Origin of the sequence: Pseudomonas sp. 15A4, assembly GCF_016925575.1 — a bacterium.
Lineage (GTDB): Bacteria > Pseudomonadota > Gammaproteobacteria > Pseudomonadales > Pseudomonadaceae > Aquipseudomonas.
Genome location: NZ_CP068986.1, coordinates 533,647 through 558,661, shown reverse-complemented (window position 1 = coordinate 558,661; position 25,015 = coordinate 533,647). Strand labels below are relative to the sequence as shown.

18 protein-coding genes and 4 pseudogenes are annotated in these 25,015 nt (G+C 61.3%); 4 read left to right on the top strand and 18 right to left on the bottom strand.

The features are described from left to right. Nucleotides 1–193 precede the first annotated feature (193 nt). The 11 genes and pseudogenes from JN403_RS02410 to ubiE all read right to left on the bottom strand — a co-directional run bounded on the left by JN403_RS02410 (nucleotide 194) and on the right by ubiE (nucleotide 11,658). The gene (locus JN403_RS02410; protein ID WP_205485048.1) at nucleotides 194–2,137 is read right to left on the bottom strand and encodes a methyl-accepting chemotaxis protein; all 1,944 of its coding nucleotides are present in this window, start codon (nucleotides 2,135–2,137) and stop codon (nucleotides 194–196) included. 182 nt (nucleotides 2,138–2,319) lie between these two features. Next, nucleotides 2,320–4,236, bottom strand: coding sequence for a methyl-accepting chemotaxis protein (locus JN403_RS02405; protein WP_205485039.1), 1,917 nt, complete (start codon nucleotides 4,234–4,236; stop codon nucleotides 2,320–2,322). A 1,224-nt stretch (nucleotides 4,237–5,460) separates the two neighbouring features. After that, on the bottom strand, nucleotides 5,461–6,168 hold the full coding sequence (locus JN403_RS02400) for a 16S rRNA (uracil(1498)-N(3))-methyltransferase (protein ID WP_205485027.1): 708 nt from the start codon (nucleotides 6,166–6,168) through the stop codon (nucleotides 5,461–5,463). After that, complete coding sequence (gene tatC, locus JN403_RS02395; RefSeq protein WP_065986665.1) at nucleotides 6,165–6,959, bottom strand: twin-arginine translocase subunit TatC; 795 nt, start codon at nucleotides 6,957–6,959, stop codon at nucleotides 6,165–6,167. The genes JN403_RS02400 and tatC overlap by 4 nt, the downstream gene beginning before the upstream one ends. Continuing rightward, on the bottom strand, nucleotides 6,956–7,531 hold the full coding sequence (gene tatB, locus JN403_RS02390; protein WP_205485025.1) for a Sec-independent protein translocase protein TatB: 576 nt from the start codon (nucleotides 7,529–7,531) through the stop codon (nucleotides 6,956–6,958). The genes tatC and tatB overlap by 4 nt, the downstream gene beginning before the upstream one ends. 3 nt (nucleotides 7,532–7,534) lie before the next feature. Then, a complete protein-coding gene (locus JN403_RS02385; RefSeq protein ID WP_205485023.1) occupies nucleotides 7,535–7,825 on the bottom strand; it encodes a twin-arginine translocase TatA/TatE family subunit in 291 nt (96 codons plus the stop codon). Nucleotides 7,826–7,867: 42 nt separating this feature from the next. Next, nucleotides 7,868–8,200 (bottom strand): phosphoribosyl-ATP diphosphatase, encoded by a 333-nt coding sequence (locus JN403_RS02380; RefSeq protein WP_065986654.1) that lies wholly within the window; start codon nucleotides 8,198–8,200, stop codon nucleotides 7,868–7,870. 2 nt (nucleotides 8,201–8,202) lie between these two features. Next, nucleotides 8,203–8,595 carry a phosphoribosyl-AMP cyclohydrolase gene (gene hisI, locus JN403_RS02375; protein ID WP_122533944.1) on the bottom strand — a complete coding sequence of 131 codons (393 nt, stop codon included), beginning with the start codon at nucleotides 8,593–8,595 and terminating at the stop codon, nucleotides 8,203–8,205. A gap of 55 nt (nucleotides 8,596–8,650) precedes the next feature. After that, a pseudogene (gene ubiB, locus JN403_RS02370) lies at nucleotides 8,651–10,269 on the bottom strand (ubiquinone biosynthesis regulatory protein kinase UbiB). Continuing rightward, nucleotides 10,266–10,888 (bottom strand): annotated as a pseudogene (locus tag JN403_RS02365) (SCP2 sterol-binding domain-containing protein). Before JN403_RS02365 ends, ubiB begins: the two co-directional pseudogenes overlap by 4 nt. Continuing rightward, nucleotides 10,888–11,658 (bottom strand): bifunctional demethylmenaquinone methyltransferase/2-methoxy-6-polyprenyl-1,4-benzoquinol methylase UbiE, encoded by a 771-nt coding sequence (gene ubiE / locus JN403_RS02360; protein WP_122534362.1) that lies wholly within the window; start codon nucleotides 11,656–11,658, stop codon nucleotides 10,888–10,890. Before ubiE ends, JN403_RS02365 begins: the two are co-directional and overlap by 1 nt. A 141-nt stretch (nucleotides 11,659–11,799) precedes the next feature. On the opposite strand from ubiE, the gene JN403_RS02355 reads away from it, so the two are divergent. Next, nucleotides 11,800–12,078, top strand: a complete 279-nt coding sequence (locus tag JN403_RS02355; RefSeq protein WP_065986644.1) for a polyhydroxyalkanoic acid system family protein — start codon at nucleotides 11,800–11,802, stop codon at nucleotides 12,076–12,078. A 15-nt stretch (nucleotides 12,079–12,093) separates the two neighbouring features. Here JN403_RS02355 and JN403_RS02350 read toward each other — a convergent pair whose 3' ends face one another. The 6 genes and pseudogenes from JN403_RS02350 to JN403_RS02325 all read right to left on the bottom strand — a co-directional run bounded on the left by JN403_RS02350 (nucleotide 12,094) and on the right by JN403_RS02325 (nucleotide 19,578). Further along, nucleotides 12,094–12,471 carry a DUF971 domain-containing protein gene (locus JN403_RS02350; protein ID WP_074890794.1) on the bottom strand — a complete coding sequence of 126 codons (378 nt, stop codon included), beginning with the start codon at nucleotides 12,469–12,471 and terminating at the stop codon, nucleotides 12,094–12,096. Nucleotides 12,472–12,591: 120 nt separating this feature from the next. Beyond that, complete coding sequence (hslU, locus tag JN403_RS02345) at nucleotides 12,592–13,929, bottom strand: ATP-dependent protease ATPase subunit HslU (RefSeq protein ID WP_122533939.1); 1,338 nt, start codon at nucleotides 13,927–13,929, stop codon at nucleotides 12,592–12,594. 68 nt (nucleotides 13,930–13,997) lie between these two features. Then, on the bottom strand, nucleotides 13,998–14,528 hold the full coding sequence (gene hslV / locus JN403_RS02340; protein WP_065986638.1) for an ATP-dependent protease subunit HslV: 531 nt from the start codon (nucleotides 14,526–14,528) through the stop codon (nucleotides 13,998–14,000). A 274-nt stretch (nucleotides 14,529–14,802) separates the two neighbouring features. Beyond that, nucleotides 14,803–15,492, bottom strand: coding sequence for an SPOR domain-containing protein (locus tag JN403_RS02335; RefSeq protein ID WP_108119117.1), 690 nt, complete (start codon nucleotides 15,490–15,492; stop codon nucleotides 14,803–14,805). 1 nt (nucleotide 15,493) lies between these two features. Beyond that, the gene (argS, locus tag JN403_RS02330; protein ID WP_205485021.1) at nucleotides 15,494–17,239 is read right to left on the bottom strand and encodes an arginine--tRNA ligase; all 1,746 of its coding nucleotides are present in this window, start codon (nucleotides 17,237–17,239) and stop codon (nucleotides 15,494–15,496) included. 120 nt (nucleotides 17,240–17,359) lie between these two features. Further along, nucleotides 17,360–19,578, bottom strand: a pseudogene (locus JN403_RS02325) (primosomal protein N'). A gap of 168 nt (nucleotides 19,579–19,746) precedes the next feature. On the opposite strand from JN403_RS02325, the gene rpmE reads away from it, so the two are divergent. The 3 genes and pseudogenes from rpmE (at nucleotide 19,747) to JN403_RS02310 (ending at nucleotide 22,250) form a co-directional block, all read left to right on the top strand. Then, nucleotides 19,747–19,977 carry a 50S ribosomal protein L31 gene (rpmE, locus tag JN403_RS02320; protein ID WP_122533935.1) on the top strand — a complete coding sequence of 77 codons (231 nt, stop codon included), beginning with the start codon at nucleotides 19,747–19,749 and terminating at the stop codon, nucleotides 19,975–19,977. A 23-nt stretch (nucleotides 19,978–20,000) separates the two neighbouring features. Beyond that, nucleotides 20,001–20,803 (top strand): annotated as a pseudogene (locus JN403_RS02315) (thermonuclease family protein). A 178-nt stretch (nucleotides 20,804–20,981) separates the two neighbouring features. Continuing rightward, the gene (locus tag JN403_RS02310) at nucleotides 20,982–22,250 is read left to right on the top strand and encodes a malic enzyme-like NAD(P)-binding protein (RefSeq protein WP_122533933.1); all 1,269 of its coding nucleotides are present in this window, start codon (nucleotides 20,982–20,984) and stop codon (nucleotides 22,248–22,250) included. A gap of 135 nt (nucleotides 22,251–22,385) precedes the next feature. Here JN403_RS02310 and JN403_RS02305 read toward each other — a convergent pair whose 3' ends face one another. Then, a complete protein-coding gene (locus JN403_RS02305; RefSeq protein ID WP_205485019.1) occupies nucleotides 22,386–24,863 on the bottom strand; it encodes a penicillin-binding protein 1A in 2,478 nt (825 codons plus the stop codon). Nucleotides 24,864–25,015 lie beyond the last annotated feature (152 nt).

Genomic DNA, 25,015 nt, shown 5'->3' with positions numbered 1-25,015 from the left:
CGCTAAACAAAACGCCGCCGAAGAGTGATCTTCGGCGGCGTTTTTGTTTGGGGGCCGGTGTTGGCGCTTCCCCTGTGGGACCGGCTTTAGCCGGGAAGAGGCCAGTGCGTGCGCTATTAATTCTGCGGTGTGAATGCAGACGCATTCCCGGCTAACGCCAGTCCTACAACTCAACGTCGCAGCCTGTTTCGCCTCAACTCACCCGAAACTTCCCGACCATCTCCTGTAACTGCACCCCAAGCCGCGCCAGTTCGATGCTTGAGGCGGCGGTCTCTTCACTGGATGCCGCGGTTTGCTCGGACACATCCCGCACGTTCAGCACGCTGCGGTTGATCTGCTCGGCCACGCTGCTCTGTTCCTCGCCCGCTGCAGCAATCTGCTGGTTCATCGTCTGAATCGTCGACACCGTGCGTGTGATGTGTCCCAGCGCATTGCCAGCCTGGCGACTCAAATCGACGCTGCTGTCCGTCAGGGTTCGGCTGGCGTCGAGCGTCATCACCACTTGCTGGGTGCCGCTCTGCAGTGCTGCGATGAGCACTTCGATTTCTTCGGTGGATTCCTGCGTGCGCTGGGCCAGGCCGCGAACCTCGTCGGCGACGACCGCAAACCCGCGTCCTGCTTCGCCTGCGCGGGCGGCTTCGATCGCGGCGTTCAGGGCGAGCAGATTGGTCTGCTGCGACACCGATTTGATGACGTCGAGCACCCCGCCGATCTTGTCGCTCTCCAGCTTCAGCTTGCCCATGGCTTCGGTCGAGTTATTGACCTCCACCGCAAGGCGCTCGATCTGCGCGATGGCGTCGTTGACCACCTTGTCGCCGTCCCGCGCCTGCTGATCGGCGTGGCGCGCTGCCTCACTGGCTTCTTCGGCATTGCGGGCCACTTCCATGACGGTCGAGGTCATCTGGTTCATCGCCGTGGCGACGCAATCGGTTTCGTCTTTCTGGCTGTTAACGCCCACGCTGGTCTGCTCGGTCACGGCCGACAGCTGTTCTGCGGCACTGGCAATCTGGGTGACGCCGTCGCTGATGCCGCTGATGAGCTGCCGCAGGCTCAGGGTCATCTCCTGCATGCTGCGCTGGAGCATGCCCATTTCGTCGCGACGGCCGATTTCCAGGTCCTGACTCAGATCACCTTTGGCGATGCGCGCAGCGGCACTCAAGGTCAGCCGCAGGGGCGCGATGATCTGCTGGGTGATCAACCAGGCCGCCAGCAGGCCGAGCAGCATTGCCAGCCCGGCCACGCCGCTGAGTGTCTGCCGCGACTGGCTGGCTTCGGCATCACGCCGCTGGCCTTGCAGCGCAGTGATCTCGCCGGTCGAAGTGAGCAAACTCTCGCCCAGCGCCTCCATGGACTCCTGAGCGGCTTCAACCTTGACCTGGAGGTCCTTGAACTGCCCCATGTGCTCGCGGTACTTAAGCAGCGTCTTACGGGCATTGAGCAATTCACTGACATTGCCATCGGCCTGATCGCTGGCAATCTGCTCGACCTCTTTCAATGCTTCGTCGATGGCAGTAATGGCCGCGACTTCGTAGGACTCTTTACCGCTGAACACGTACGCCTGGACTTCGTAACGGGCATTTTGCACCTGCCCGCGCAATTGCTGGATATTTGTGAACTCCCCGAGGCGTTCGCTGCTGTCCTGCTCCTGACTGACGGCTTTCAGAACCTCGCTTTCCACCAGGCCAATGGACTTGATCGCCTCTTCAGACAGAAGGGCAAGTTGCGCGCGGGAATCTGCCCGTGCGCTCAACAGCTTCGCCAGATCGGCGAACGTGGCTTCGAGCGCTCTGACAGTGTCGCTCTGCCCATTGAGCAACTTGAGGATGTCGGCAGGAGGCGCGTCGGCGCGCAGCACCACCAGATGCGCTTCAATCTCGTTGATGCGGTCGACGACACGCGAGGCGCTGTCAGCAGTGTTTTCGACCCGAAAGACGATGCGCTCGGCGCGCAGGTCCTTGGTCATCGCGTTGAGCTGAGCGATGGAAGTCAATGACTCCGAGCGCTCGATCATGGTGTCGAGCCCATGCCATCCGGTCAGCGTGATGGCCAGGGTCAGAAGCAGAACCAGACCGAAGCCCAGCGAGAGTTTGAGTTTGACGCTGGTATTGGCCAGCGTCCGATTGATGCCTTGCAGCATGATGCGTCTCCTGCGGATGAGCGATAAACGCGCATCGGCAGGGGAAGCGGAGGCGTGACCTGATCAGGTCGTAGGAGATTTCCGAGGGGCAGAAAGGGGTGACACGTGTCACAAATTCCGCCCCTGATTGGGGTTTTGCCGGCAAGTCCGTTACTGAAGCGGACGCGGATCAGGCCACTGGATCAGACCCGGAAGCGACCCACCAGCGCTTGGAGATGGCTGCCCAGGCGCGCCAGCTCGACGCTCGACGCGGCGGTTTCCTCGCTGGCGGCCGAGGTCTGTTCCGACACATCGCGCACGTTGAGCACACTGCGGTTAATCTCTTCGGCGGTAGCGCTTTGCTCCTCGGCCGCAGCGGCGATCTGCTGGTTCATGGATTGAATCGCAGACACGGTGCGGGTGATGCTTTCCAGGGAGGTGCCGGCGCGGCGGGTCAGCTCGACGCTGCTGACGGTAAGCTCGCGGCTGTTGTCCATGATCGTCGCCACTTGCCGGGTGCCGTTCTGCAGGCCTGAAATCAGCTCTTCGATCTCTTCGGTGGATTTCTGCGTGCGTTGCGCCAGGCTGCGCACTTCGTCCGCGACCACGGCAAATCCACGCCCGGCCTCACCAGCCCGCGCGGCTTCAATAGCCGCGTTCAGGGCGAGGAGGTTGGTTTGCTGTGCGACGGATTTGATCACGTCGAGGACGCTGCCGATCTTGTCGCTCTCGCGCTTGAGTTCGGCCATTGCCTCGGTGGAGTGACCCACTTCGGTCGCGAGCCGCTCAATCTGCGCGATGGCCTCGTTGACCACTTTGTCGCCTTCGCGGGCCTGCTGGTCGGCGGCTACGGCGGCCTCGGACGCTTCTTCGGCGTTACGCGCCACCTCCTGCACCGTAGCGGTCATCTCGTGCATGGCCGTCGCCACTTGATCGGTCTCGACCTTCTGGCTGTTGACGCCGGCGCTGGTCTGTTCGGTAACCGCCGACAGCTCTTCGGCGGCGCTGGCGATCTGGGTCACGCCTTCGCCGATGCCGCTGATCAACTGGCGAAGCTCCACGGTCATGCGCTGGATGCTCCCCTGCAACTGACCCAGCTCATCGCGGCGGTCGACGCTCACGTTGTGGGTCAGATCACCGGACGCCACGCGCTCGACCGCCACAAGCGTCTGGCCCAGCGGCACCGTGATCTGTCGTGTAATGATCCAGGCGGCGAGAACACCGAGGATCAGCGCCACTACCGTAGCGATGCCGAGAGTCGATTGGGCCTGACGGGTATCTGCATCGCGCTTGGCGTTTTGCGAATTGTTCAATTGTTCGCTGTTGTCCAGCAGCTGCTGGCCCAGCTCGGTCATTTTGGCCAGGGCCTGGACGCTGACCAGTTGTGCGTCACGGTACTGGCCGACAGCGTCGCGGTAGCCTTTAAGCGCCAGGTTGGCCTTTTGCAACTGCGGGATGTATTGGGAGGAAACGTCCCCGGCCAGCGTGTTCACTCCGACGATGGCTTCGTCGATGGCGGCGGTGGCGTTCTTCTCGAAATCCGCTTTGCCGCTGAAGGTGTAACCGCGCACCTGGAAGCGTGCCTGCTGAATCTGTTTGCTGACATCCACCGCGCTGTTGAATTGCAGGATGTTGTCGTGTTGGATCAACGCTTCTTCGATCTTTTTGACGACATCTACGGCTGCATCGGCCGTAGTTCCCAGATTGGTTCGGCTCGCTTCGCGGGTCTGGATGGCTTTGGTCATGTCGCCAAAGGCGCGGCGGTATTCGCCCGCGGCCTGAGCCTGAGCGTCCATCAGTTTGAGATCGCCGACACCTTTGACCATGCTCTGCGCGGTTTTCAGGTCGGCGTCGAGATTGTCCAGCGCGGTCATGACAGCCGTCGCGGCTTCAGCGGTGTATTGGGTTTCATACACCATGCGTGCCGTGCGCAGGTCCATCGTCCGCTCACTGATCTGCGAGATCATCCCCAGCTTGTCGCCGCGCTCGATCAACGCCTTCACGCTAGACCACCCCGTCGCCGTGATGAGCAGCGTCAGCAATAGCACCAGGCCGAAGCCGATACCCAGTTTGAGGCTGACGCTCATATTTCCAAGGCGTTGGGTAAACCAGCGAGACATGATGATTCCTGCGAATTGTAGTTATGGACGCCTGTACATCGGCCGCTGCGTGACGAACTGAAGCGTGGGGTGATGAAGAGGGCGTGGGGGTGTTGGATGGAAAATTCCCCATCGCTCTGACACCGCGTAATTCAGCCAGCCAACACTGCCCATGTGGGACTGAGCTTGCTCAGGAAGAGGCCGGGACAGTCAGCAACGTTGTCGGGTGACTGACAGTGAGCCTTCGCGAGCAAGCTCGCTCCCACGGGTTATCAGTCGGCGGGGAGATCGGTGTCGCCATGTGCTCTGAGCGCGGGTCTGTGTTTTGACACCGCGCTGTCGAGCAGCAAACACAGGACTTGTGGGAGTGAGCTTGCTCACGAAGACTGCATTTCAAGCGCCGGATATTTAGCGGATGTATCGGCGTCTTCGCGAGCAAGCTCGCTCCCACGGGTTCTTCGTCGGCGGGGAGATCGGTGTCGCCATGTGCTCTAAGCGCGGGTCTGTGTTCTGACACGGCGCTGTCGAGCAGCAGACACAGGACTTGTGGGAGTGAGCTTGCTCACGAAGACTGCATTTCAAGCGCCGGATGTTCAGCGGATGTATCGGCCCCTTCGCGAGCAAGCTCGCTCCCACGGGGTCTTCGTCGGCGGGGAGATCGGTGTCGCCATGTGCTCTAAGCGCGGGTCTGTGTTTTGACACCGCGCTGTCGAGCAGCAAACACAGGACTTGTGGGAGTGAGCTTGCTCACGAAGACTGCATTTCAAGCGCCGGATATTTAGCGGATGTATCGGCCCCTTCGCGAGCAAGCTCGCTCCCAGGGGTTCTTCGTCGGCGGGGAGATCGGTGTCGCCATGTGCTCTAAGCGCGGGTCTGTGTTCTGACACCGCGCTGTCGAGCAGCAAACACAGGACTTGTAGGAGTGAGCTTGCTCACGAAGACTGCATTTCAAGCGCCGGATATTTAGCGGATGTATCGGCCCCTTTGCGAGCAAGCTCGCTCCCACGGGTTCTTCGTCCGTAAGGAAGGCGGTGTCACGATGGTCGGTGAGCGCAGGTCTGTGTTTTGACACGGCGCTGTCGAGCAGCAGACGCAGGACTTGTGGGAGTGAGCTTGCTCACGAAGACTGCATTTCAAGCGCCGGATATTTAGCGGATGTATCGGCCCCTTCGCGAGCAAGCTCGCTCCCCACAGGTTTTGCGTCTGCGGGGAAACGGGTGTCCCCATGTTCGATGTGCGCGGGCCCTAGAACAATCGGGCGAGCAGCGCGGTGACGGCGGTTTCGACGCGCAGGATCCGCGCGCCCAGCTGGACTGGAGTCAGGCCCGAGGCCTGCAGCAAATCAACTTCGTAGGGAATCCAGCCACCTTCAGGGCCGATCGCCAGGGTGACAGGCTGCTCAACCGCACGCGGGCAGGCGGGGAAGTCACCCGGATGACCGACCAACCCCAACGTTCCGTCCACAATGGCGGGCAGTCGGTCCTCAACGAAGGGCTTGAAACGCTTCTCGATAATGATCTCCGGCAGCACGCTGTCCCGGGCCTGTTCCAGCCCGAGAATCAACTGTTCGCGGATGGCCGCAGGCTCCAGAAAAGGCGTCTGCCAGAAGCTTTTTTCGACGCGGTAACTGTTGACCAGGATGACTCGGGGCACACCCATCGTCGCTACGGTCTGAAACACCCGGCGCAGCATCTTCGGGCGGGGCAGTGCCAGGATCAACGTTAAGGGGAGTTTGGCCGGCGGGGCGTGCTCGAAGCTCACTGACAGCTCGGCTTCCCGAGGCTCCAGCCGCAGCAGTTGCGCACTGCCCAGCAGTCCGCTCACACGACCGACCCGCAGGCTGTCGCCCACTTCGCTGCGATGCACTTCCTGCATGTGCTTGAGGCGCCGGTCACGCAGCACCACCCGGTCCGCCGCGATGAAGTCGGCGTCCTCAAGCAACAGCAGGTTCACGGCTGGGTCGCTGGCGGTTGGCTCTGCTCGTCTTCGGCTTTTTCGTCGTCTTCATGATCGCCGCGCTTGGTGATCATCGAACTGCACAACACGCCGATTTCAAACAGCAGCCACATCGGCACAGCCAGCAGGGTCTGCGAAAAGATGTCCGGCGGGGTGAGGATCATGCCCACCACGAAGCAGCCGATCACCACGTACGGGCGAATCTTCTTCAGGTATTTGACGTCGACGATGCCGATCCACACCAGCAGCACAACCGCCACCGGGATCTCGAACGCCACACCAAACGCCAGGAACAGCGTCATGACGAAGTCCAGGTAGCTGGCAATGTCCGTCATCATCGACACGCCTTCCGGGGTAACGCTGGCGAAAAAGTGGAAAATCAGCGGGAAGACCAGAAAGTAGGCAAATGCCATCCCGGCATAGAACAGGATGATGCTGGAGATCAACAGCGGCACTGCCACGCGTTTTTCATGTTTGTACAGCCCCGGCGCGATGAAGCCCCAGATCTGATACAGAATCACCGGCATCGCCAGGAACAGCGCCACCATCATCGTCAGCTTGAACGGCGTAATGAACGGCGAGGCCACATCGGTCGCGATCATCGTGGCGCCATCAGGCAGAAACTTGCGCAGCGGGGCAGAGACGAAGGTGTAGATCTTCTGGGTGAAGTAGAACAGCGCGCCGAAGATCACGAAGATCGCCAGCACGCAGCGCAGCAGTCGCGAGCGCAGTTCTGTCAGGTGCGAGACCAGCGGCATTTGCTGGTCATTTTCCGGAATTTCGCTCATGGGGCTCGTGGTGGCAGTGACGAATCGTTGGCAGAAGGCGCACTTTGCACCCCGGTCGCAGGGGTGATGACCGGCGCAGGTGCGGGTGCAGATTCTGGTGCAGCAGGCGCGGCAGGCCCAACGTGAGCAGGCGGCGGTGTGACCGACGCACTTTCAGCCGGAGCGGCCGGGCCAATGTCCGCGCTCTGTACCGGAGATGCGGCACCTATAACCGGCGCTGTAGAGGCCGGAGCCGGTGAAACCGGCGTCTCGGCGACAGGTTCGGCCGGCGCTGGCGCAACAGTTGCCGCCGGGGCCGCCGGGGCGACAGGCGCAGCAGGCGGTTGCTGCGGCTGCATGATTTTTCGAGCCTCTTCTTCCAGCGAAAGAATGTGCTCGTTGTGCAACTGACGCCGAATCTCGTCAGCGCCGATTTCGCGCTCAACTTCCTGTTTGATCGCATTGAAGCTGCGTTTCAGGCGGCCGATCCAGAGTCCGGCCGTCCGTGCTGCGCCTGGCAAACGCTCGGGGCCCAATACCAGCAGGGCAACGAGGCCGACCAGCAGCAGTTCAGAAAAGCTGATACCAAACATGCGTCACGACCTAGTCTTTGCGGAGGGGTCTTCGACTCGTTGCGCTTGAGCGTCGATGGTGTGCGGCTGGTGCAGCGGCTGAGTCGGAGGGACAGGCTGCGCGGTCGGCTGTGGCTGAACCGGCGGCGTCACGGTTGGCTCTTCAGGGTGCTTGTCGTCATCATTCATGGCTTTGCGAAAGCCCTTGATCGACTCACCCACGTCGGTCCCCAGGTTCTTGAGTTTCTTGGTGCCGAAGACCAGCACGACAACCACAAGAATGACGATCCAGTGTTTCCAGTCAAAAATGCCCATGACGCGTTCCTCACAAGAAATTTCGGGCCGCAGCCCAGGTGTTTATTCCGCCGAGCGCGACGCTTTCTCGGCGTGGCCGGACAGGCCGAAGCGGCGGTCCAGCTCATCCAGCACGGCTTGCGGGTGTTGACCCAGTTGGGCAAGCATCACCATGCTGTGGAACCATAAATCGGCGGTTTCGTAGACAACATCACTGCAGTCACCGCTGATGGCAGCGTCCTTGGCAGCGATTATGGTTTCGACCGACTCTTCGCCGACCTTCTCCAGAATCTTGTTCAGTCCCTTGTGGTAGAGGCTGGCGACGTAAGACGAGTCGGCAGCCGCGCCTTTGCGTGATTCAAGCACCTCGGCAAGGCGTGACAAGGTATCAGTCATGTTCAGTGTCCTGCTTGGTAAATGGCATCCGGGTCTTTGAGCACCGGATCCACGGTCTTCCAGGCTGCGTCGTCGTAGACGCGGTAGAAGCAGCTCTCGCGGCCGGTATGGCAAGCGATGCCGCCGATTTGCTCGACCATCAGGATAATGACGTCGGCATCACAGTCCAGGCGCAGCTCATGAAGCTTCTGCACGTGGCCCGATTCTTCGCCCTTTCGCCACAACTTGCCACGCGAACGTGACCAATAGATAGCGCGCTGTTCGCTGGCAGTCAGGCTCAAGGCTTCGCGGTTCATCCAGGCCATCATCAGCACGCGACCGGTCTTGTGGTCCTGCGCGATGGCGGGCACCAGACCGTCCTTGTCCCACTTAATCTCGTCCAGCCAGTCTTTCATCATCGGCTCCGGCCGTTCCAGGGAGGGTTAGTGTGCCAGCGGCTTGCGCCGATGGCTATCGGCGAACGACCAGATAGACGCCTGCCGCCAACATCAACAAGGCAGGCCAGGCGCTCAGGCTGTTCAGCGCTGCGCCGGTCTGGGTATGGGTGATCGCCAACAGTACGCCGCCAGCCAGCAGGCCTGCGCCGAGCAGGCGAAGGGCCCAGTGATCGCCATCGCGCCGATAGGGCGGGGGCGGATCATGACGATGGGGCTGCGACAGACGCTCGAGCAAATCCCGGGTCATGTTGGCCAGATGCGGAATCTGTTCGACCTGGGACTGCAGATTGCCGAGCAGGGTTTTCGGGCTGACGCGCTCGCGCATCCAGCGTTCAAGGAACGGCTGCGCGGTCGCCCAGAGATCCAGCTCCGGGTACAGCTGACGGCCGAGGCCTTCGATGTTGAGCAGCGTTTTTGCAGCAGCACCAGTTGCGGTTGCACTTCCATGTTGAAGCGGCGGGCGGTCTGGAACAGGCGCATCAGCACCTGCCCGAAGGAAATGTCCTTCAGGGGCTTCTCGAAGATCGGCTCGCACACCGTGCGGATGGCCGCTTCGAATTCATTCAGCTTGGTTTCGGCCGGCACCCAGCCCGAGTCGATGTGCAGCTGAGCCACGCGGCGGTAGTCGCGCTTGAAGAAGGCAAACAGGTTGCGCGCCAGATAGTCCTGATCCTCAGGCGTCAGGCTGCCGACAATGCCGCAGTCGATGGCGATGTACTGCGGATCCCACGGCGTGACCGTGCTGACGAAAATATTGCCGGGGTGCATGTCGGCATGGAAAAAACTGTCGCGGAAGACTTGAGTGAAGAACAGCTCGACACCGCGCTCGGCCAGCTTCTTCATGTCGGTGCGCTGATCGGCGAGGGTCGCCAGATCGGTCACTTGCACACCGTAAATGCGCTCCATGACCAACACCTTCGGCCGGCACCAGTCCCAATAGACCTGCGGCACGTACAGCATGGACGAGCCTTCGAAGTTGCGGCGCAGCTGGCTGGAGTTGGCCGCCTCACGCAATAGGTCGAGTTCGTCGTAAATGGTTTTTTCGTAATCGGCGACCACGTCCACCGGGTGCAGCAGTCGCGCGTCAGCGGATACCCGCTCGGCGATCTTCGCCAGAATGAACAGCCACGCAAGATCAGAACCAATGATCGGCTTCAAGCCCGGCCGCACCACTTTGACTACGACTTCTTCGCCTGTTTTCAGACGCGCGGCGTGGACTTGAGCGACAGAAGCCGAAGCCAGCGGGGCGACGTCGAAGCGGCTGAAGACTTCGCTGATCTTCGCGCCCAGCTGCGATTCGATCAGCGCGACGGCTTTGGCGGAGTCGAACGGCGGCACGCGGTCCTGCAGCATCATCAGCTCGTCGGCGACGTCTTCAGGCAGCAGATCGCGTCGGGTGGACAGCAACTGCCCGAACTTGATGAAAATCGGCCCCAAGTCCTGCAACGCCAGTCGCAGACGGGCGCCACGGCTCAGTTCGTTTTTGCGCCGCGGCAGCCAGCGCCATGGCAGCACGAAGCGCACGGCCAGCAGCCACCAAGGCAGGGGCAGGGCGAACAACAGGTCATCGAGGCGGTAACGGATTACGACACGCTGGATGCGAAACAGGCGGCGGACGGCAAGCAGGCTCATGCGTTATCGCTGGATTTGAGGGAGTGGGCCAGACGCTCGAAGCGGGCTTCGAGGCGTTCCAGGTCTTGTTTGGTCTGATCCAGTTCGGCGAAGCGGGCTTCGGCCTCGCGTTTGCCGACCAGCGTGCGGGATTCTTCGGCCAGGTATTCGGCCAGGTTGTGGCTGAGGCTGGCTGCGCTGTCGCGGGTCCAGCGTGCGCTGTTGCGCAAGTGCCCGCCGATCAGGGGCGCGGCGACAGGGCCGAGCCAGCGTTGCAGCTCGTACTCCCAGTCGAGGTCGAGATCCTGCAGCACGCCCACCAGCTCAAGCAACACGGCGCTTTCGCCCTCCAGCTCGACTTCCGGGCTGTGCAGCACGGCATTTTTGTCTTTGCTCATCGCCAGGCGCATCAGGCTCGCAGCGGGGCGCGCAGCGTTACATCAGCACCGCCTTCCCAATTCGCCGCCAGCATCAGGCCGTCGTCACTGGGCAGCACGTGCAGATGAAACGCAGGGCTGGTGCATTCGATCGCGATGACCTTGCCGCTGAGCCGGTCAAGGCGCGGCAGGGCGGTGCTGTCCAAGCGCAGCACGCGGTTGATGCCGTGCTCGGCACTGGCGAGCAAGCCGTTGAGCAGCATCAGGGTTTGATGCCCCGGTGCAGCGCGACGATCCCGGAGGTCATGTTGTGGTAGGTCACGCGGTCAAAACCGGCCTGGACCATCATTGACTTCAGGGTTTCCTGGTCGGGGTGCATGCGGATCGACTCTGCCAGATAGCGGTAGCTTTCCGAATCGTTGGTGATCAACTTGCCGGCCAGCGGCATGAAGGCGAACGAGTAGGCGTCGTAGATCTTGGACATGACTTTGCTGGTGGGCTTGGAGAATTCAAGCACCAGCAACCGACCACCCGGCTTGAGCACGCGCAGCATGGAGCGGATGGCGTCTTCCTTGTGGGTCACGTTGCGCAGGCCGAAGGCGATGGTCACGCAGTCGAAGTAGTTGTCGGGGAACGGCAGCTTTTCAGCGTCGGCCTGAACAAACTTGATGTTGCCAGCCACGCCGCGATCCAGCAGGCGGTCACGACCGACTTTGAGCATCGAAGCGTTGATGTCGGCCAGCACGACTTCGCCGGTCGGACCTACAAGATGGGAGAACTTCTTCGCCAGGTCGCCGGTGCCGCCTGCGATGTCGAGCACGCGGTTGCCGCTGCGAACGCCGGACAGTTCGATGGTGAAGCGCTTCCAGAGGCGATGCATGCCGCCGGACAACACGTCGTTCATCAGGTCATATTTGGCCGCTACGGAGTGAAATACCTCGGCGACTTTCTCGGCCTTTTGGCTTTCCGGTACGTTTTTGTAACCGAAGTGGGTGATGGGTTCGGCATCGCTGCCTTTGCGCGGATCATTCATATCGCTGTCACCGGAATAAAGTGGCGCCATTCTAATCGTCGAGGCTGGCTTTGTCTTGACAAGGCTCACGGCCAACAGTTTCTTCGGTCCGGGCCGCTGGTATAGTGCGCCGACGATTTAAGCCGAAGCAGGAGCCCGTCAGTGGCCAGAATTACCGTGGAACGTCAGCACACGCTGGGAAAGGAAAAAGCCCGCGAGAAGGCTGAGATCATGCTGCAGAAGCTGTCCGACAAGTACGGCATCGAGCACGAGTGGACAGGTGACACCGTGGCCCTGGAAGGCAAAGGCGCCAAGGGCACTGTCGCAGTCGAGGATGAGTGGGTGCGGGTGAACATCGACCTCAACTTCTTCCTCTCCGCCATGAGCGGTTCGATTCAGTCGGAAGTTGAACGGCAGCTGGACAAGGTACTCACTGCCTGACGCTTATAGATGCGGCTAGAGCATTAGCTTGATGACTTGCTCGGAGGGGTCGCGGGATTTGCCGGCGGCCTTGAGCTCGGCCAGGTACTCCTCCCATAGCTGGGCCTGGCGTTGCGCCAGTTGCTCCAGGTATTCCCAGGTAAACAACCCGCTGTCATGACCGTCGTCGAAGGTCAGCTTCAGCGCGTACTGGCCGGCGGGTTCGACCTTGGTGAGCCCGACGCCCAGCTTGCCGAACTGCAGAATCGGATTGCCATGCCCCTGCACTTCCGCCGACGGCGAGTGCACCCGCAGAAATTCCGCCGGCAGGCGGTACTCCTCATCCGGCCCGTATTTCAGGCTGAGGACTTTCGAGGCTTTGTGTAGCTGGATGGCGGTGGGGATGCGGGTCATAGAGGTAATCTCAGCTACAAGCTACAAGCTACAAGCTACAAGCTACAAGCTCCAAGCGAAGCAGATTCGTGCAGCCAGTGAAATCTGCTTGCAGCTTGAAGCTAACCGCTTGCAGCTGCTTTAAAGGATATAGCGCGACAGATCTTCGTCTTCCGCCAGTTCACCCAAATGGCTGTTCACGTATTCAGCGTCGATCTGAATCGTCCCGCCGTCCTGAGCGCCCGCCAGGTCGCCGGCACTGAAAGAAACCTCTTCCAGCAACCGCTCAAGCAGCGTGTGCAAGCGACGCGCACCGATGTTCTCGGTCTTCTCGTTGACCTGCCAGGCGATCTCGGCCAGACGCTTGATGCCATCCGGCAGGAACGCGATGTTTAGGCCTTCGGTCTTCAGCAGCTCGCGGTATTGCTCGGTCAGCGACGCATGGGGCTCGGTCAGGATGCGTTCGAAATCCTGCGGGCTCAGCGCTTTGAGCTCGACGCGGATCGGCAGACGACCCTGCAGCTCAGGCACCAGATCGCTCGGCTTGCTCAGGTGGAACGCGCCGGACGCGATGAACAGGATGTGATCGGTTTTGACCATGCCCAGCTTGGTGTTGACGGTGCAGCCTTCGATCAGCGGCAGCAGGTCGCGCTGAACGCCTTCGCGGGACACATCAGCGCCGCCGACATTGCCACGCTTGGCCACTTTGTCGATCTCGTCGATGAACACGATACCGTGCTGCTCAACCGCTTCCAGCGCTTTAGCTTTCAGCTCTTCGTCGTTGACCAGACGGCCCGCTTCTTCGTCGCGAACCATCTTCAGCGCGTCTTTGACTTTCAGCTTGCGGCTCTTCTTCTTGCCCTTGCCCATGTTGGCAAACAGGCTCTGCAGCTGGTTGGTCATCTCTTCCATGCCCGGCGGCGCGGAAATGTCGACGCCGCCCATTTCAGCGACCTCGATCTCGATTTCCTTATCGTCCAGCTGGCCTTCGCGCAGGCGCTTGCGGAACAGCTGACGGGTGTTGGAGTCGCTGCCCGACGTCGCGTCTTCGTTGAAGCCCGCGCGTGCCGGTGGCAGCAGGGCGTCGAGAATGCGGTCTTCGGCAGCGTCTTCGGCGCGGTGGCGAACCTTGGTGATTTCCTGTTCGCGCAGCAGCTTCATGGCAGCGTCGGCCAGATCACGGATGATCGACTCGACGTCGCGACCCACGTAGCCGACTTCGGTGAACTTGGTCGCTTCGACCTTGATGAACGGCGCGTTGGCGAGCTTGGCCAGACGACGGGCGATTTCGGTCTTGCCGACGCCGGTCGGGCCGATCATCAGGATGTTCTTGGGGGTGACTTCAACGCGCAGCTCTTCAGGGAGTTGCATCCGGCGCCAGCGGTTACGCAGCGCGATGGCGACGGCGCGTTTGGCATCGTCCTGGCCGATGATATGGCGATTGAGTTCGTGGACGATTTCACGGGGAGTCATGGACATGGTTTTCAACGGTCCTCGGCAGAGTGCAAGTCGGCAGGCCGCCATGAATGGCGGCCATTACCTGAGGCTTACTCCGCGAGGTCCTGCTCCTCAATGGTGATGTTGTGGTTGGTGAAGACGCAAATGTCGCCAGCAATGTGCAAAGCGGTTTCGGCGATTTCACGGGCGGAGAGTTCGGTCTTCAGCAGCAGTGCGCGGGCCGCAGCCTGGGCAAAGGCGCCGCCGGAACCCATGGCGATCAGGCCATCTTCGGGCTCAACGACGTCGCCGTTACCGGTAATGATCAGCGAAGCGTCTTTGTTGGCAACGGCCAGCATGGCTTCAAGCCGGCTCAGAGAGCGGTCGGTACGCCATTCCTTCGCCAGCTCTACGGCGGCACGAATGAGGTGACCCTGGTGTTTTTCCAGCTGGGCTTCGAAGCGTTCGAACAGGGTGAAGGCGTCAGCGGTGGCACCGGCGAATCCGGCGATGACTTGGCCGTGGTAAAGGCGCCGGACTTTCTTGGCGTTGCCTTTCATGACGGTATTGCCCAGAGAAACCTGGCCGTCACCGGCCATGACGACTTTGCCTTGGCGGCGCACTGAAACGATGGTGGTCAAGGGAGAGTCTCCACGCTGCGGGGCGAAAATGCCCTGATGGAAACTCATATGGGGGTGGGGGCGGGTATTTCAACCGTTGAGTGGGTTGAGGGATGAAAGGCGGTGGGTAAGGTTGCTTCCAGTTTGTGTAGGAGTGAGCTTGCTCGCGATGGCGGTGAATCAGGCACCATTATGTTGGATGTGCCAACGTCATCGCGAGCAAGCTCACTCCTACAGCTGATCGCCCCCGCCTGTAGCGCGACCGATCGTTGGTCCTGCGGTGGGTGGCAGTGCCCTAGCGAGCCTGACGCTGTTGCAGCAGCAGGTTGCTGAAACCGCCACCTGCCAACTGCTTCTGCGCGATGGTCAGCTGTTCGCGGTTGCTGAACGGGCCGACCAGCACGCGGTACCAGGTTTCATCCTTCACCGTGCCCGATTCCACGGTCGACGTTTGCCCCAACAGAATGATCTGCGCGCGCACTTTCTCGGCGTCGGCCTGTTTGCGGAACGAACCCGCTTGCAGGAAGAACGTCGTCACCGCCGCCGGTTTGGTCACCGGAGGTGCTGGTGGCGGGGTCAAACCACTGAGTGCCGCCTGGGCGCGAGCGGTGTCGATCTTCGCGGCGACTTCAGGCGTAACCGGCGTGCTTGGCGCAACGACCGGAGGCGTCTTCTCCGGCACTGCTTCGTTCGGCACGATAACTTCCGACTCAGGCAACAGCGTGTAGAAGTCGTACTTCGGCTTCACCGGCGCGGTCGGGCTGGGCGGCGTCTTGTTTGCTTCGGCGATCTTCGCAGCCTTGGCTTCCGCCTTGACGCGCTTGATGTCGTCGCCACTGCCGGGTTCGAGCTTCATCAGGAACACAACAAAAGCGCCGACGGTCAGGCCGATCGCCATCCACACCCAGCCCGGAATCGGCGTCTTTGCGGGAGCCTGATACCGGCTGGCGCCGCGCTTGGGAGCAGGTTTCTTTTTAACGGCCAACTTACATACGCTCCAGAGTGTCCAGACCCAGCAACTGCAGGCCTTGCTTGAGGGTGCGACCCGTCAGGGCGGCGAGGCGCAGACGGCTTTGCTGTTGTTCAGGGTTTTCCGCGGCCAGGATCGGGCAGTTCTCGTAGAAACTGGAAAACAGACCGGCGAGGTCATACAGATAGGCGCAGAGCACATGGGGCGTGCCCTTTTCAGCGACGGTGTTGACGGTCTCGCCGAACTGCGCCAGACGCGCGGCCAGGTCTTGCTCCTGCGGTGCGTCGAGGATGATCCGGCCCGCGCTCGCGTCGAAGGTTTCGCCCTTTTCTTCGAGCTTGCGGAATACACCGGCCACACGGGTGTAGGCGTACAGCAGATAAGGCGCGGTGTTGCCTTCGAAGCTGAGCATCTGGTCGAAGTTGAAGCTGTAGTCACTGGCGCGATGCTTGGACAGGTCCGCATATTTCACCGCGCTGATGCCGACGGCCTTGGCGATCGAGCGCAACTCGTCTTCGGCGACGTCCGGGTTTTTCTCTTTGACCAGCGTGTAGGCGCGCTCTTCGGCTTCGTCGAGCAGGTCGACCAGCTTGACCGTGCCGCCATCGCGGGTCTTGAACGGACGGCCATCGGCGCCGTTCATGGTGCCGAAGCCCATGTGCTCCATCTGCATGCCGTTGGTGACGAAGCCTGCACGGCGGGCCACTTCGAAAACCTGCTGGAAGTGCAGGGCCTGACGCTGATCAACGAAATACAGCGCGCGATCGGCTTTCAACACGTTGCTGCGATAGCGCACAGCCGCGAGGTCAGTGGTGGCATACAGATAACCACCACCGGCCTTTTGCACGATCACCGGCAGCGGCGTGCCTTCAGCGGTTTTGAATTCTTCAAGAAACACGCACTGCGCGCCGTTGCTCTCGACCAGCAGACCGGCTTTTTTCAAATCAGCGACCACATTGGCGAGGTCGTCGTTGTAGGCACTTTCGCCCATGACGTCCTTCGGCGTGAGCTTGACGTTCAGGCGCTCGTACACTTCCTGACAGTGGGACAGGGAGATGTCTTTGAAGCGCGTCCACAGGCTCAGGCATTCGGCGTCGCCCGCTTGCAGCTTGACCACCAGGCCACGAGCGCGCTCGGCGAATTCTTCCGACTCGTCGAAACGGCCCTTGGCGGCGCGGTAGAAGTTTTCGAGGTCAGCCAGCTCGTCGCTGGTCGCCGGGGTTTCCTGCAGATAGGCCAGCAGCATGCCGAACTGGGTGCCCCAGTCGCCGACGTGGTTCTGACGGATCACGGTGTCGCCAAGGAACTCAAGAACGCTGGCCACGCCGTCGCCAATGATGGTCGAACGCAAATGGCCAACGTGCATCTCTTTGGCCAGGTTCGGCGCGGACAGGTCAACCACAACGCGTTGAGCAGGGCTGTTCTTGCGGACGGACAGAGTCGTGTCGGCGAGGGCTTCGTCGAGGCGTGAAGCGAGGGCCTGGGTGTTCTGGAAAAAATTGAGGAAACCGGGCCCGGCGATGTCCACCCGGGTGATCTGCTCGTCGGCGGGCAACGCGGCGACGATTTTCTCGGCCAGATCGCGAGGCTTTAAGCCGGCAGGCTTGGCCAGCATCATGGCGATATTGCTGGCGAAGTCGCCGTTTTTCTTGTCCTTGGCGTTCTCCACCTGAATCGCCGGCGTCAGCCCTTCCGGCAAGACGCCATCGGTGACGAGTTGGCTCAGAGCTTGTTGAATCAGCTGGCGAATGGTGTCTTTCATGGTGCTCTCTTTCGACCGCAAGCGCGGCCGCGCCTGGATGCGCGGGTGGAAAAACTGGGCATTATCCGTGGCCGGGGCCACCTTGCCAACCGCGCTGGATGCGCGGTCAACCGATGCGAATCAATAAAGGTCCACCGGATCCACGTCCAGCGACCATCTGACCTGGCGCCCGCTGGGCATGTTTTCCAGTGTCAGCAGCCAGGTCGCGAGCAGCTTGTGCAGCGGCGCGCGGGCGTTGGCCTGGACCAGCAACTGAGCGCGATAGCGTCCGGCGCGTCGCTCCATCGGCGCGGGAACCGGGCCCAACAGCTCGATCCCGCCCAGGGCCATGTCCTTCAACAGGCGCTCGGCTTCGGTGCAAGCTTCGTCGAGAAATCCCTCGGCCTGACCCGGCTTGTGCGCTTCGGCGCGCAGCAGTGCCAAGTGCGAGAACGGCGGCAGCCCGGCGGCGCGACGCTCACTCAGCGCCTGCTCGGCGAAGGCGAAATAACCCTGTTCGGTCAGTTGAATCAATAAAGGATGGTCGGCCAGGTGAGTCTGGATGATCACCTTGCCTGGCTCTTCGGCGCGCCCGGCTCTGCCTGCGACCTGCACGATCAATTGCGCCATGCGCTCACTGGCGCGGAAGTCACCGGAAAACAGCCCGCCATCGGCATCGAGAATCGACACCAGCGTCACGCGCGGGAAGTGATGCCCTTTGGCGAGCATCTGCGTGCCCACCAGAATGCACGGCTGGCCTTTCTGGATGGTTGCGAACAGCTGATTCATCGCGTCCTTGCGTGAGGTGCTGTCCCGATCAACGCGCAGCACCGGGTAATCGGGAAACAGAATCGCCAGCCGCTCCTCGGCACGTTCGGTCCCTGCACCCACAGGACGCAGATCGACCTTGCCACACGCCGGGCAATTGCGTGGCACGCGCTCGACATGGCCGCAGTGGTGACAGCGCAGCTCGCCCGAGCGCTGGTGAACGGTCATGCGCGCGTCACAGCGAGGGCATTCCGACAACCAGCCACAGTCGTGACACAGCAGCGTCGGGGCAAAGCCCCGCCGATTGAGGAACACCAGCACCTGCTGGCCCGCCGCCAGGGTCTGGCCGATGGCTTGCTGCATGGGGCCTGAAATGCCGCTGTCGAGTGGGCGGCTTTTTACATCCAGCCGCAGGAAGCGCGGTTGCTGAGCGCCACCCGCGCGCTGATTCAGACGCAGGAGCGCATACCGACCGGTGTGGGCGTTGTGCAGGCTTTCCAGCGAAGGCGTCGCCGAGCCGAGCACGATCGGGATGTCCTCCTGATGCGCCCTCACCAGCGCCAGGTCCCGGGCGTGATAGCGCAGCCCCTCCTGCTGTTTATAGGAGCCGTCGTGCTCCTCGTCGATGATGATCAGCCCGGGGTTTTTCATCGGGGTGAACAGCGCCGAACGGGTGCCGATGATGATGTCGGCTTCGCCATCGCGTGCTGCCAGCCAGGCTTCCAGCCGGTCGCGGTCGTTGACCGCCGAATGCAGCAGCGCGATGCGTGCGTTGAACCGCTGCTCGAAGCGGGCGAGGGTCTGCGGCCCCAAATTGATTTCCGGAATCAACACCAGCGCCTGCTTGCCCGCTTCCAGCGTTTCGCGGATGAGCTGCAGATACACTTCGGTCTTGCCGCTGCCGGTGACCCCCGCCAGCAGTGAAGCGTGGAAACTGCCGAACCCCGAACGAATGGCTTCATAGGCAGCCCGTTGCTCGGTGTTGAGCGGCAATTCCGGCTGCGCCAGCCAGTGCTCGTGTCGCTCAACCGGCCCATGACCGCGTACCTCGACGGTCACCAGTCCTTTGGCGAGCAACAGATTCAGGCTGTCCCGGTTGAGCATCAGCTTGCTCAGCAACTGGTGAGCCACGCCATGGGGGTGCTGGGCCAGCGTGCGCAGCGCTTCCTTTGCTTCGGCGCCCGGGCGATGCGCGGGTCATCGACGCTGGCGTCCGGGGCTGCGTGCCAGAACCGCTCCTGCCGCGCTTCCGCCGGTTCGCCCTGACGCAGCAACACCGGCAACGCCCAACTGAGGGTGTCGCCCAGGCTGTGCTGGTAATACTGGGCCGTCCACAGGCACAACTTGAACAGCGCGGGCGGCAGCGGCGGTTCGGCATCCAGCACGGCAATGGCCGGCTTGAGCTTGTCGGCCGGCACGTCACTGTGATCGACGACTTCCACCAGCACGCCGATCATTTCCCGACGACCGAACGGCACGCGCAGGCGCATCCCCGGTTGCAACGCACTGCGCGCCACCCCTGCGGGGGCAAGGTAGTCGAACAGGCGACGCAGCGGCGAGGGCAGGGCGAGGCGCAAGATGGCGTCGGGCACGCGGGGGATTTCCTGTTACGGAGTATGACGAAGGGCGCGATCTTAGCAGACGACCGGCGTGAACGTTCCCTTGCGTGATTGGCGTTGTCTGTTAATATGCGCGGCCTAATTCCGTGCGGTATTCAACAATAGTGTTGGGTGGCGGCACGATAGCCTGAGGAAATACCCATGAAAGCTGATATCCATCCAGTTTACGAAGCCATTGACGCAACCTGCAGCTGCGGCAATGTCATCAAAACCCGTTCCACACTGGCCAAGCCTCTGAGCCTGGACGTGTGCAACGAGTGCCACCCGTTCTACACCGGCAAGCAAAAAACTCTGGACGTCGGCGGTCGTGTCGACAAGTTCAAGTCGCGTTTCGGTGCATTCGGTCCTACCAAAGCTCCTGCTGCAGAGTAAGGTTGGCCGTTCTGGAGTCGCCGATGCGTTTCTCCAGGCTGCTTAAGAAGGCGTCCCTCGCGGGCGCCTTTTTTATGTCCGCGATTTGGCTTTCGACGGCCCAGGCCTTGTGTCCTGCGCCGCCGTCTCTGCCTGTGGTTGAGGTGCAGCGAGTGGTCGATGGCGACACGGTGCGCCTGAGTGATGGCCGCAGCGTTCGCATGATTGGCCTGAACACGCCAGAAACCGGCAAAAGGGTCAGTCCGCGCAGCCGTTTGCCGAAGCGGCCAAGCGTCGATTGCAGACGTTGGTGGATGCCAGCGGTGGGCAGGTCAGGCTGCGTGTCGGTGAAGAGCCGACCGATCACTACGGTCGCACCCTCGCCAACGTCTATAGCCGCGATGGCGCCAACCTTGAAGCGCAACTGCTGGCGGAAGGCCTTGGCTATCTGGTTGCGGTCGCACCAAACGTTGCGCTGGTCAGCTGCCAGCAGGTCGCAGAGAAGTCAGCTCGCCAGACCGGCCAGGGCCTGTGGCGCAATTCGCCGGTTCAGCCGGCGGAGCAGATCAACGCCGGCGGGTTCGCGCTGGTCAGTGGGCGCGTGACCAGCGTGCAGCGCAATGGCGGCGGTCTGTGGATCGAATTCGGCGATGCGCTGGTGTTGCGCATTGCGCCCAAGCTGCTCGGCCAGTTCGACACTGCCGCGCTGCAGCGCTTGAGAGGTCAGCGAATCGAAGCCCGTGGCTGGGTAGTCGATCGATCGCGTCGGGGCGGTCTGAAATCAGGCCAACCGCGCTGGATGATGTCGATTACTCATCCTGCAATGTTGGATACATTAAATAAATAAATTGTAGACATTTTTAGCGTGGATTGTCGCAGCTGGAGGCCTTGTTTCTTGCGGTTCTAGGCTGAAAGTCGTAGATGCGGCCTCTTGACACAGGTGACCCGCCAGTCTTGTTAGGACTTTATGACTTGCGTATGCTCGGCGGTCCGTCTGTCCAACAGCAAAAAAGCGGAATGCCCCCATGTCAGATTTGAAAACTGCCGCTCTCGAATATCACGCTCATCCCCGTCCAGGGAAACTCAGCGTCGAGCTCACCAAAGCCACTGCAACCGCTCGCGATCTATCGCTGGCCTACAGCCCGGGTGTGGCTGAGCCGGTCCGCGAAATCGGTCGCGATCCGGAGCTTGCCTACAAGTACACCGGCAAAGGCAACCTGGTAGCGGTCATCTCTGATGGCACCGCGATTCTGGGTCTGGGTAACCTCGGGCCTCTCGCGTCCAAGCCGGTCATGGAAGGCAAGGGCGTGCTGTTCAAGCGCTTTGCCGGTATCGACGTGTTCGATATCGAAGTCGATTCGGAAAGCCCGCAGGCCTTCATCGACACAGTGCGACGCATCTCCATCACCTTCGGCGGCATCAACCTGGAAGACATCAAGGCACCTGAGTGCTTCGAGATCGAAAAGGCGCTGATCGAGCAGTGCGACATTCCGGTTTTCCACGATGACCAGCACGGCACCGCGATCGTTACCGCAGCCGGCATGATCAACGCGCTGGAAATCGCAGGCAAAACCCTGGAAGCGGCGAAGATCGTCTGCCTGGGCGCTGGCGCTGCAGCCATCTCCTGCATGAAGTTGCTGGTGAGCATGGGCGCGAAGATCGAAAACATCTTCATGATCGACCGCAACGGCGTGGTTCACGACGGGCGTACCGATCTGAACCAGTACAAGGCCCAGTTCGCTCACTCCACCGACAAGCGCACGCTGGCCGATGCTCTGGAAGGCGCTGATGTGTTCGTCGGTCTGTCCGGTCCGAACCTGCTGAGCGCTGAAGGCCTGAAGTCGATGGCAGCCAACCCGATCGTGTTCGCCTGTTCGAACCCGGATCCGGAAATCTCGCCGGAACTGGCTCACGCCACTCGCAGCGACGTAATCATGGCGACCGGCCGTTCGGACTACCCGAACCAGGTCAACAACGTGCTGGGCTTCCCGTTCATCTTCCGTGGCGCACTGGACGTTCGCGCCAAGCGCATCAACGAAGAGATGAAGATCGCTGCGGCCAACGCCCTGCGCGAACTGGCCAAGCTGCCGGTGCCTCAGGAAGTCTGCGACGCCTACGGCGGCATCGCCCTGGAATTCGGTCGTGAGTACATCATTCCGAAACCACTGGACGTGCGCCTGCTGACTATCGTTTCCGATGCCGTTGCAAAGGCAGCCATCGAAAGCGGTGTTGCGACCCTGCCGTATCCAAAGCACTACCCGCTGAAAAGCGTGGATGACGTTTTCAACGGCTGATAACCGCGGCCACAAAAAACCCAGCCAAGTGCTGGGTTTTTTTGAGCTGCAAGCTACAAGCTACAAGCAGTGCAAAGATCGCCGCTGCTCTTGCCTTTACTTGTAGCTTGCCGCTTCAAGCTCGCCGCTGCCTCACTAGAACAAATCGATCGGCGCTGATTCGTCCGCCGGCAGCGGGCTGCCTGGAGGCGGGCTGCCGCCGAGTTCGTTCACGCTGGGCGGCGTGTCTTCGCTTTTGAACAGCTCGAAGAACGCACCCGGCGTGCTCGGCGTGGCGGAGCGGCCGCTGACGGGGTCGATGCGCAGGCTGAGGATGCCGTCCGGTTCAGCTTGAACATGGGGCGGCTTGTCCTTCAGGGCGGCGCTCATGTACTTCATCCAGATCGGCAGCGCGACCGTGCCGCCGAACTCATGGCGACCCAGGCTTTCCGGTTGATCGAACCCGGTCCAGACCGTCGTCACATAGTCAGCGTTGTAGCCCGTGAACCATGCGTCCTTCGATTCGTTGGTGGTACCGGTTTTGCCTGCGATATCCGGACGGTTCATCGCCAGAGCGCGGCGACCGGTGCCGCGTTTGATCACGTCCTGCAGCATGCTGTTGAGGATGTAGACCGTGCGACCGTCAACAATCCGTTCCGCTACGACAGGTGCTGGCGCTGCGCCCGAGGCATCCAGCGCGTTCGGCACGACGTTGGCGGTCAACGGTGGGGTTTCTGGCGCAGCGTACGTCGATGCGCTACTGAGGGCCGCTTCGCTGACCGCTTTCGGGTTCGGGTCGTTGGCGGGCACTGTCGGCGGATTGGCGACGAAAAGGGTTTTGCCCTCGCGGTCTTCGATTTTCTGTATGAGGTACGGGCTGATCTTGTAACCGCCGTTGGCAAACGCACTCCAGCCGCCGACGATTTCCATCGGCGTCAGGGTTGCAGTGCCCAGTGCGAGGGACAGGTTGGGCGGCAAGTCCTGTTTGTTGAAGCCAAAGCGGGTGATGTAGTTGATCGCGGTGTTCACGCCCAGGCTTTGCAGCAGGCGGATCGACACCAGGTTACGTGACTTGTACAGCGCCTCGCGCAGCCGAATCGGACCGAGGAAGGTGCCCGTATCGTTCTTTGGCCGCCAGACTTTGTCGATGGCCTCGTCGACGAACACGATCGGCGCGTCGTTGACCAGGCTGGCGGCGGTGTAGCCGTTGTCCAGCGCTGCCGAATACAGGAACGGCTTGAAGCTGGAGCCCGGCTGACGCTTGGCCTGCATCGCGCGGTTGTAGTTGCTCTGCTCGAACGCGAAGCCGCCGACCAGCGCACGAATCGCGCCGTTCTGCGGGTCCAGCGAAACCAGCGCGCTCTGCGCCACGGGAAGCTGGCTGAACTTGAGCGAGTTGTCCGGCTGACGCTGCAGGCGCACCAGATCGCCGACATGGGCGACATCGCCGGGCTGTTTGGGATTGGCGCCGACGCTATTGGTGTTCAGAAACGCCTTGGCCCACTTCATGCTGTCCCAGGTGACGGTTTCTTCGTTCTCGCCATTGCGGGTCAGGACGCGGATTCCGGTCTTGTCGACCTGAGTGACGATGGCCGGCTCCAGACCGCTGATCGGACGCTGTTTGCTCAGCTCCTGCACCCAGCCCTCGCGGGTCAGGCCTGGGAATCGGCTCTCAGGTCCGCGATAGCCATGGCGCTGGTCGTATTCGATCAGGCCGTCCTGCACCGCCTTGTTGGCGTCTTCCTGCAGGCCGCTCGGCACGGTAGTGGTGACGCGGAAGCCTTCTGTGTAGGCTGCGCTGCCATAACGACCCACCATTTCGGCCCGCGCCATTTCAGCGATATAAGGCGCATTCACTTCAGGACTTTGAACGTGATAGCTGGCGTTGATCGGCTCGACAAGCGCGGTCTGGTAGGTGTTCTGGTCGATTTTCCCCAGTTTGAACATGCGGCCCAGAATCCAGTCGCGGCGCTCTTTGGCACGCACCGGGTTGGCCAGTGGGTTGAATCGTGACGGCGCCTTGGGCAGGCCGGCGATCATTGCCATTTGCGCAACGCTCAGGTCGCGGATTGATTTGCCGTAGTAGACCTGCGCTGCGGCCTCGATGCCGTAAGCGCGGTTACCCAGGTAGATCTTGTTGACGTACAGCTCGAGAATCTCGTCCTTGGTAAGTTGGCGCTCGATTTGCAAGGCCAAGAGAATCTCGGTGGTTTTGCGCGAAAAACTGCGCTCGCTGGTCAGGAAGTAATTTTTCGCGACCTGCATGGTGATGGTTGAGCCGCCGGACTGAATGTGACCGCTCTTGACCAATTGGCTGGCCGCGCGCATCAGGCTGCTCGGATCCACGCCATAGTGGTTCTCGAAGTTATCGTCTTCGGCCGACAGCAGCGCGTGGATAAAGTTGGGGGGAATGTCGGCGAAACGGATGGGAGAGCGGCGCATTTCGCCAAACTCTGCAATCAGTTTGCCGTCGCTGCTGAACACGCGCAGCGGGATCTGCAGCTGAATATTGCGCAGGGCATCGACCGAGGGCAGGTTCGGGGCCAGGTAGAGAAAGGCGCCGCTCAGGCCGAGCAGCAGCCCGCAGACGACCGCGACGAAGGACCACCAGACGAACTTCAGCAGGCGTATCAAGGCTTTTGGATTTCCAGAAAAAAGAATGAGTTAGACGCAGGCATTTACAAATGAACACGCCTTGAAGCGTTGGTACACGAAAAAACGCTGGGCATTATAAGCATTTTTCGTCGTCGAGCGTTATTTGCGCTACTGTCAAGTCAGCCGACAGT

Excerpts from the sequence above, each read along its gene's own strand:
- JN403_RS02310 (WP_122533933.1), top strand. The coding sequence starts at position 20,982 with ATGTCAGATTTGAAAACTGCCGCTCTCGAATATCACGCTCATCCCCGT.
- hslU (WP_122533939.1), bottom strand. The coding sequence starts at position 13,929 with ATGTCCATGACTCCCCGTGAAATCGTCCACGAACTCAATCGCCATATC.
- argS (WP_205485021.1), bottom strand. The coding sequence starts at position 17,239 with ATGAAAGACACCATTCGCCAGCTGATTCAACAAGCTCTGAGCCAACTC.
- tatC (WP_065986665.1), bottom strand. The coding sequence starts at position 6,959 with ATGAGCGAAATTCCGGAAAATGACCAGCAAATGCCGCTGGTCTCGCAC.
- tatB (WP_205485025.1), bottom strand. The coding sequence starts at position 7,531 with ATGTTTGGTATCAGCTTTTCTGAACTGCTGCTGGTCGGCCTCGTTGCC.
- JN403_RS02350 (WP_074890794.1), bottom strand. The coding sequence starts at position 12,471 with ATGACCCGCATCCCCACCGCCATCCAGCTACACAAAGCCTCGAAAGTC.
- JN403_RS02380 (WP_065986654.1), bottom strand. The coding sequence starts at position 8,200 with ATGACTGATACCTTGTCACGCCTTGCCGAGGTGCTTGAATCACGCAAA.
- hisI (WP_122533944.1), bottom strand. The coding sequence starts at position 8,595 with ATGAAAGACTGGCTGGACGAGATTAAGTGGGACAAGGACGGTCTGGTG.
- JN403_RS02410 (WP_205485048.1), bottom strand. The coding sequence starts at position 2,137 with ATGCTGCAAGGCATCAATCGGACGCTGGCCAATACCAGCGTCAAACTC.
- JN403_RS02405 (WP_205485039.1), bottom strand. The coding sequence starts at position 4,236 with ATGTCTCGCTGGTTTACCCAACGCCTTGGAAATATGAGCGTCAGCCTC.
- ubiE (WP_122534362.1), bottom strand. The coding sequence starts at position 11,658 with ATGAATGATCCGCGCAAAGGCAGCGATGCCGAACCCATCACCCACTTC.
- JN403_RS02385 (WP_205485023.1), bottom strand. The coding sequence starts at position 7,825 with ATGGGCATTTTTGACTGGAAACACTGGATCGTCATTCTTGTGGTTGTC.
- rpmE (WP_122533935.1), top strand. The coding sequence starts at position 19,747 with ATGAAAGCTGATATCCATCCAGTTTACGAAGCCATTGACGCAACCTGC.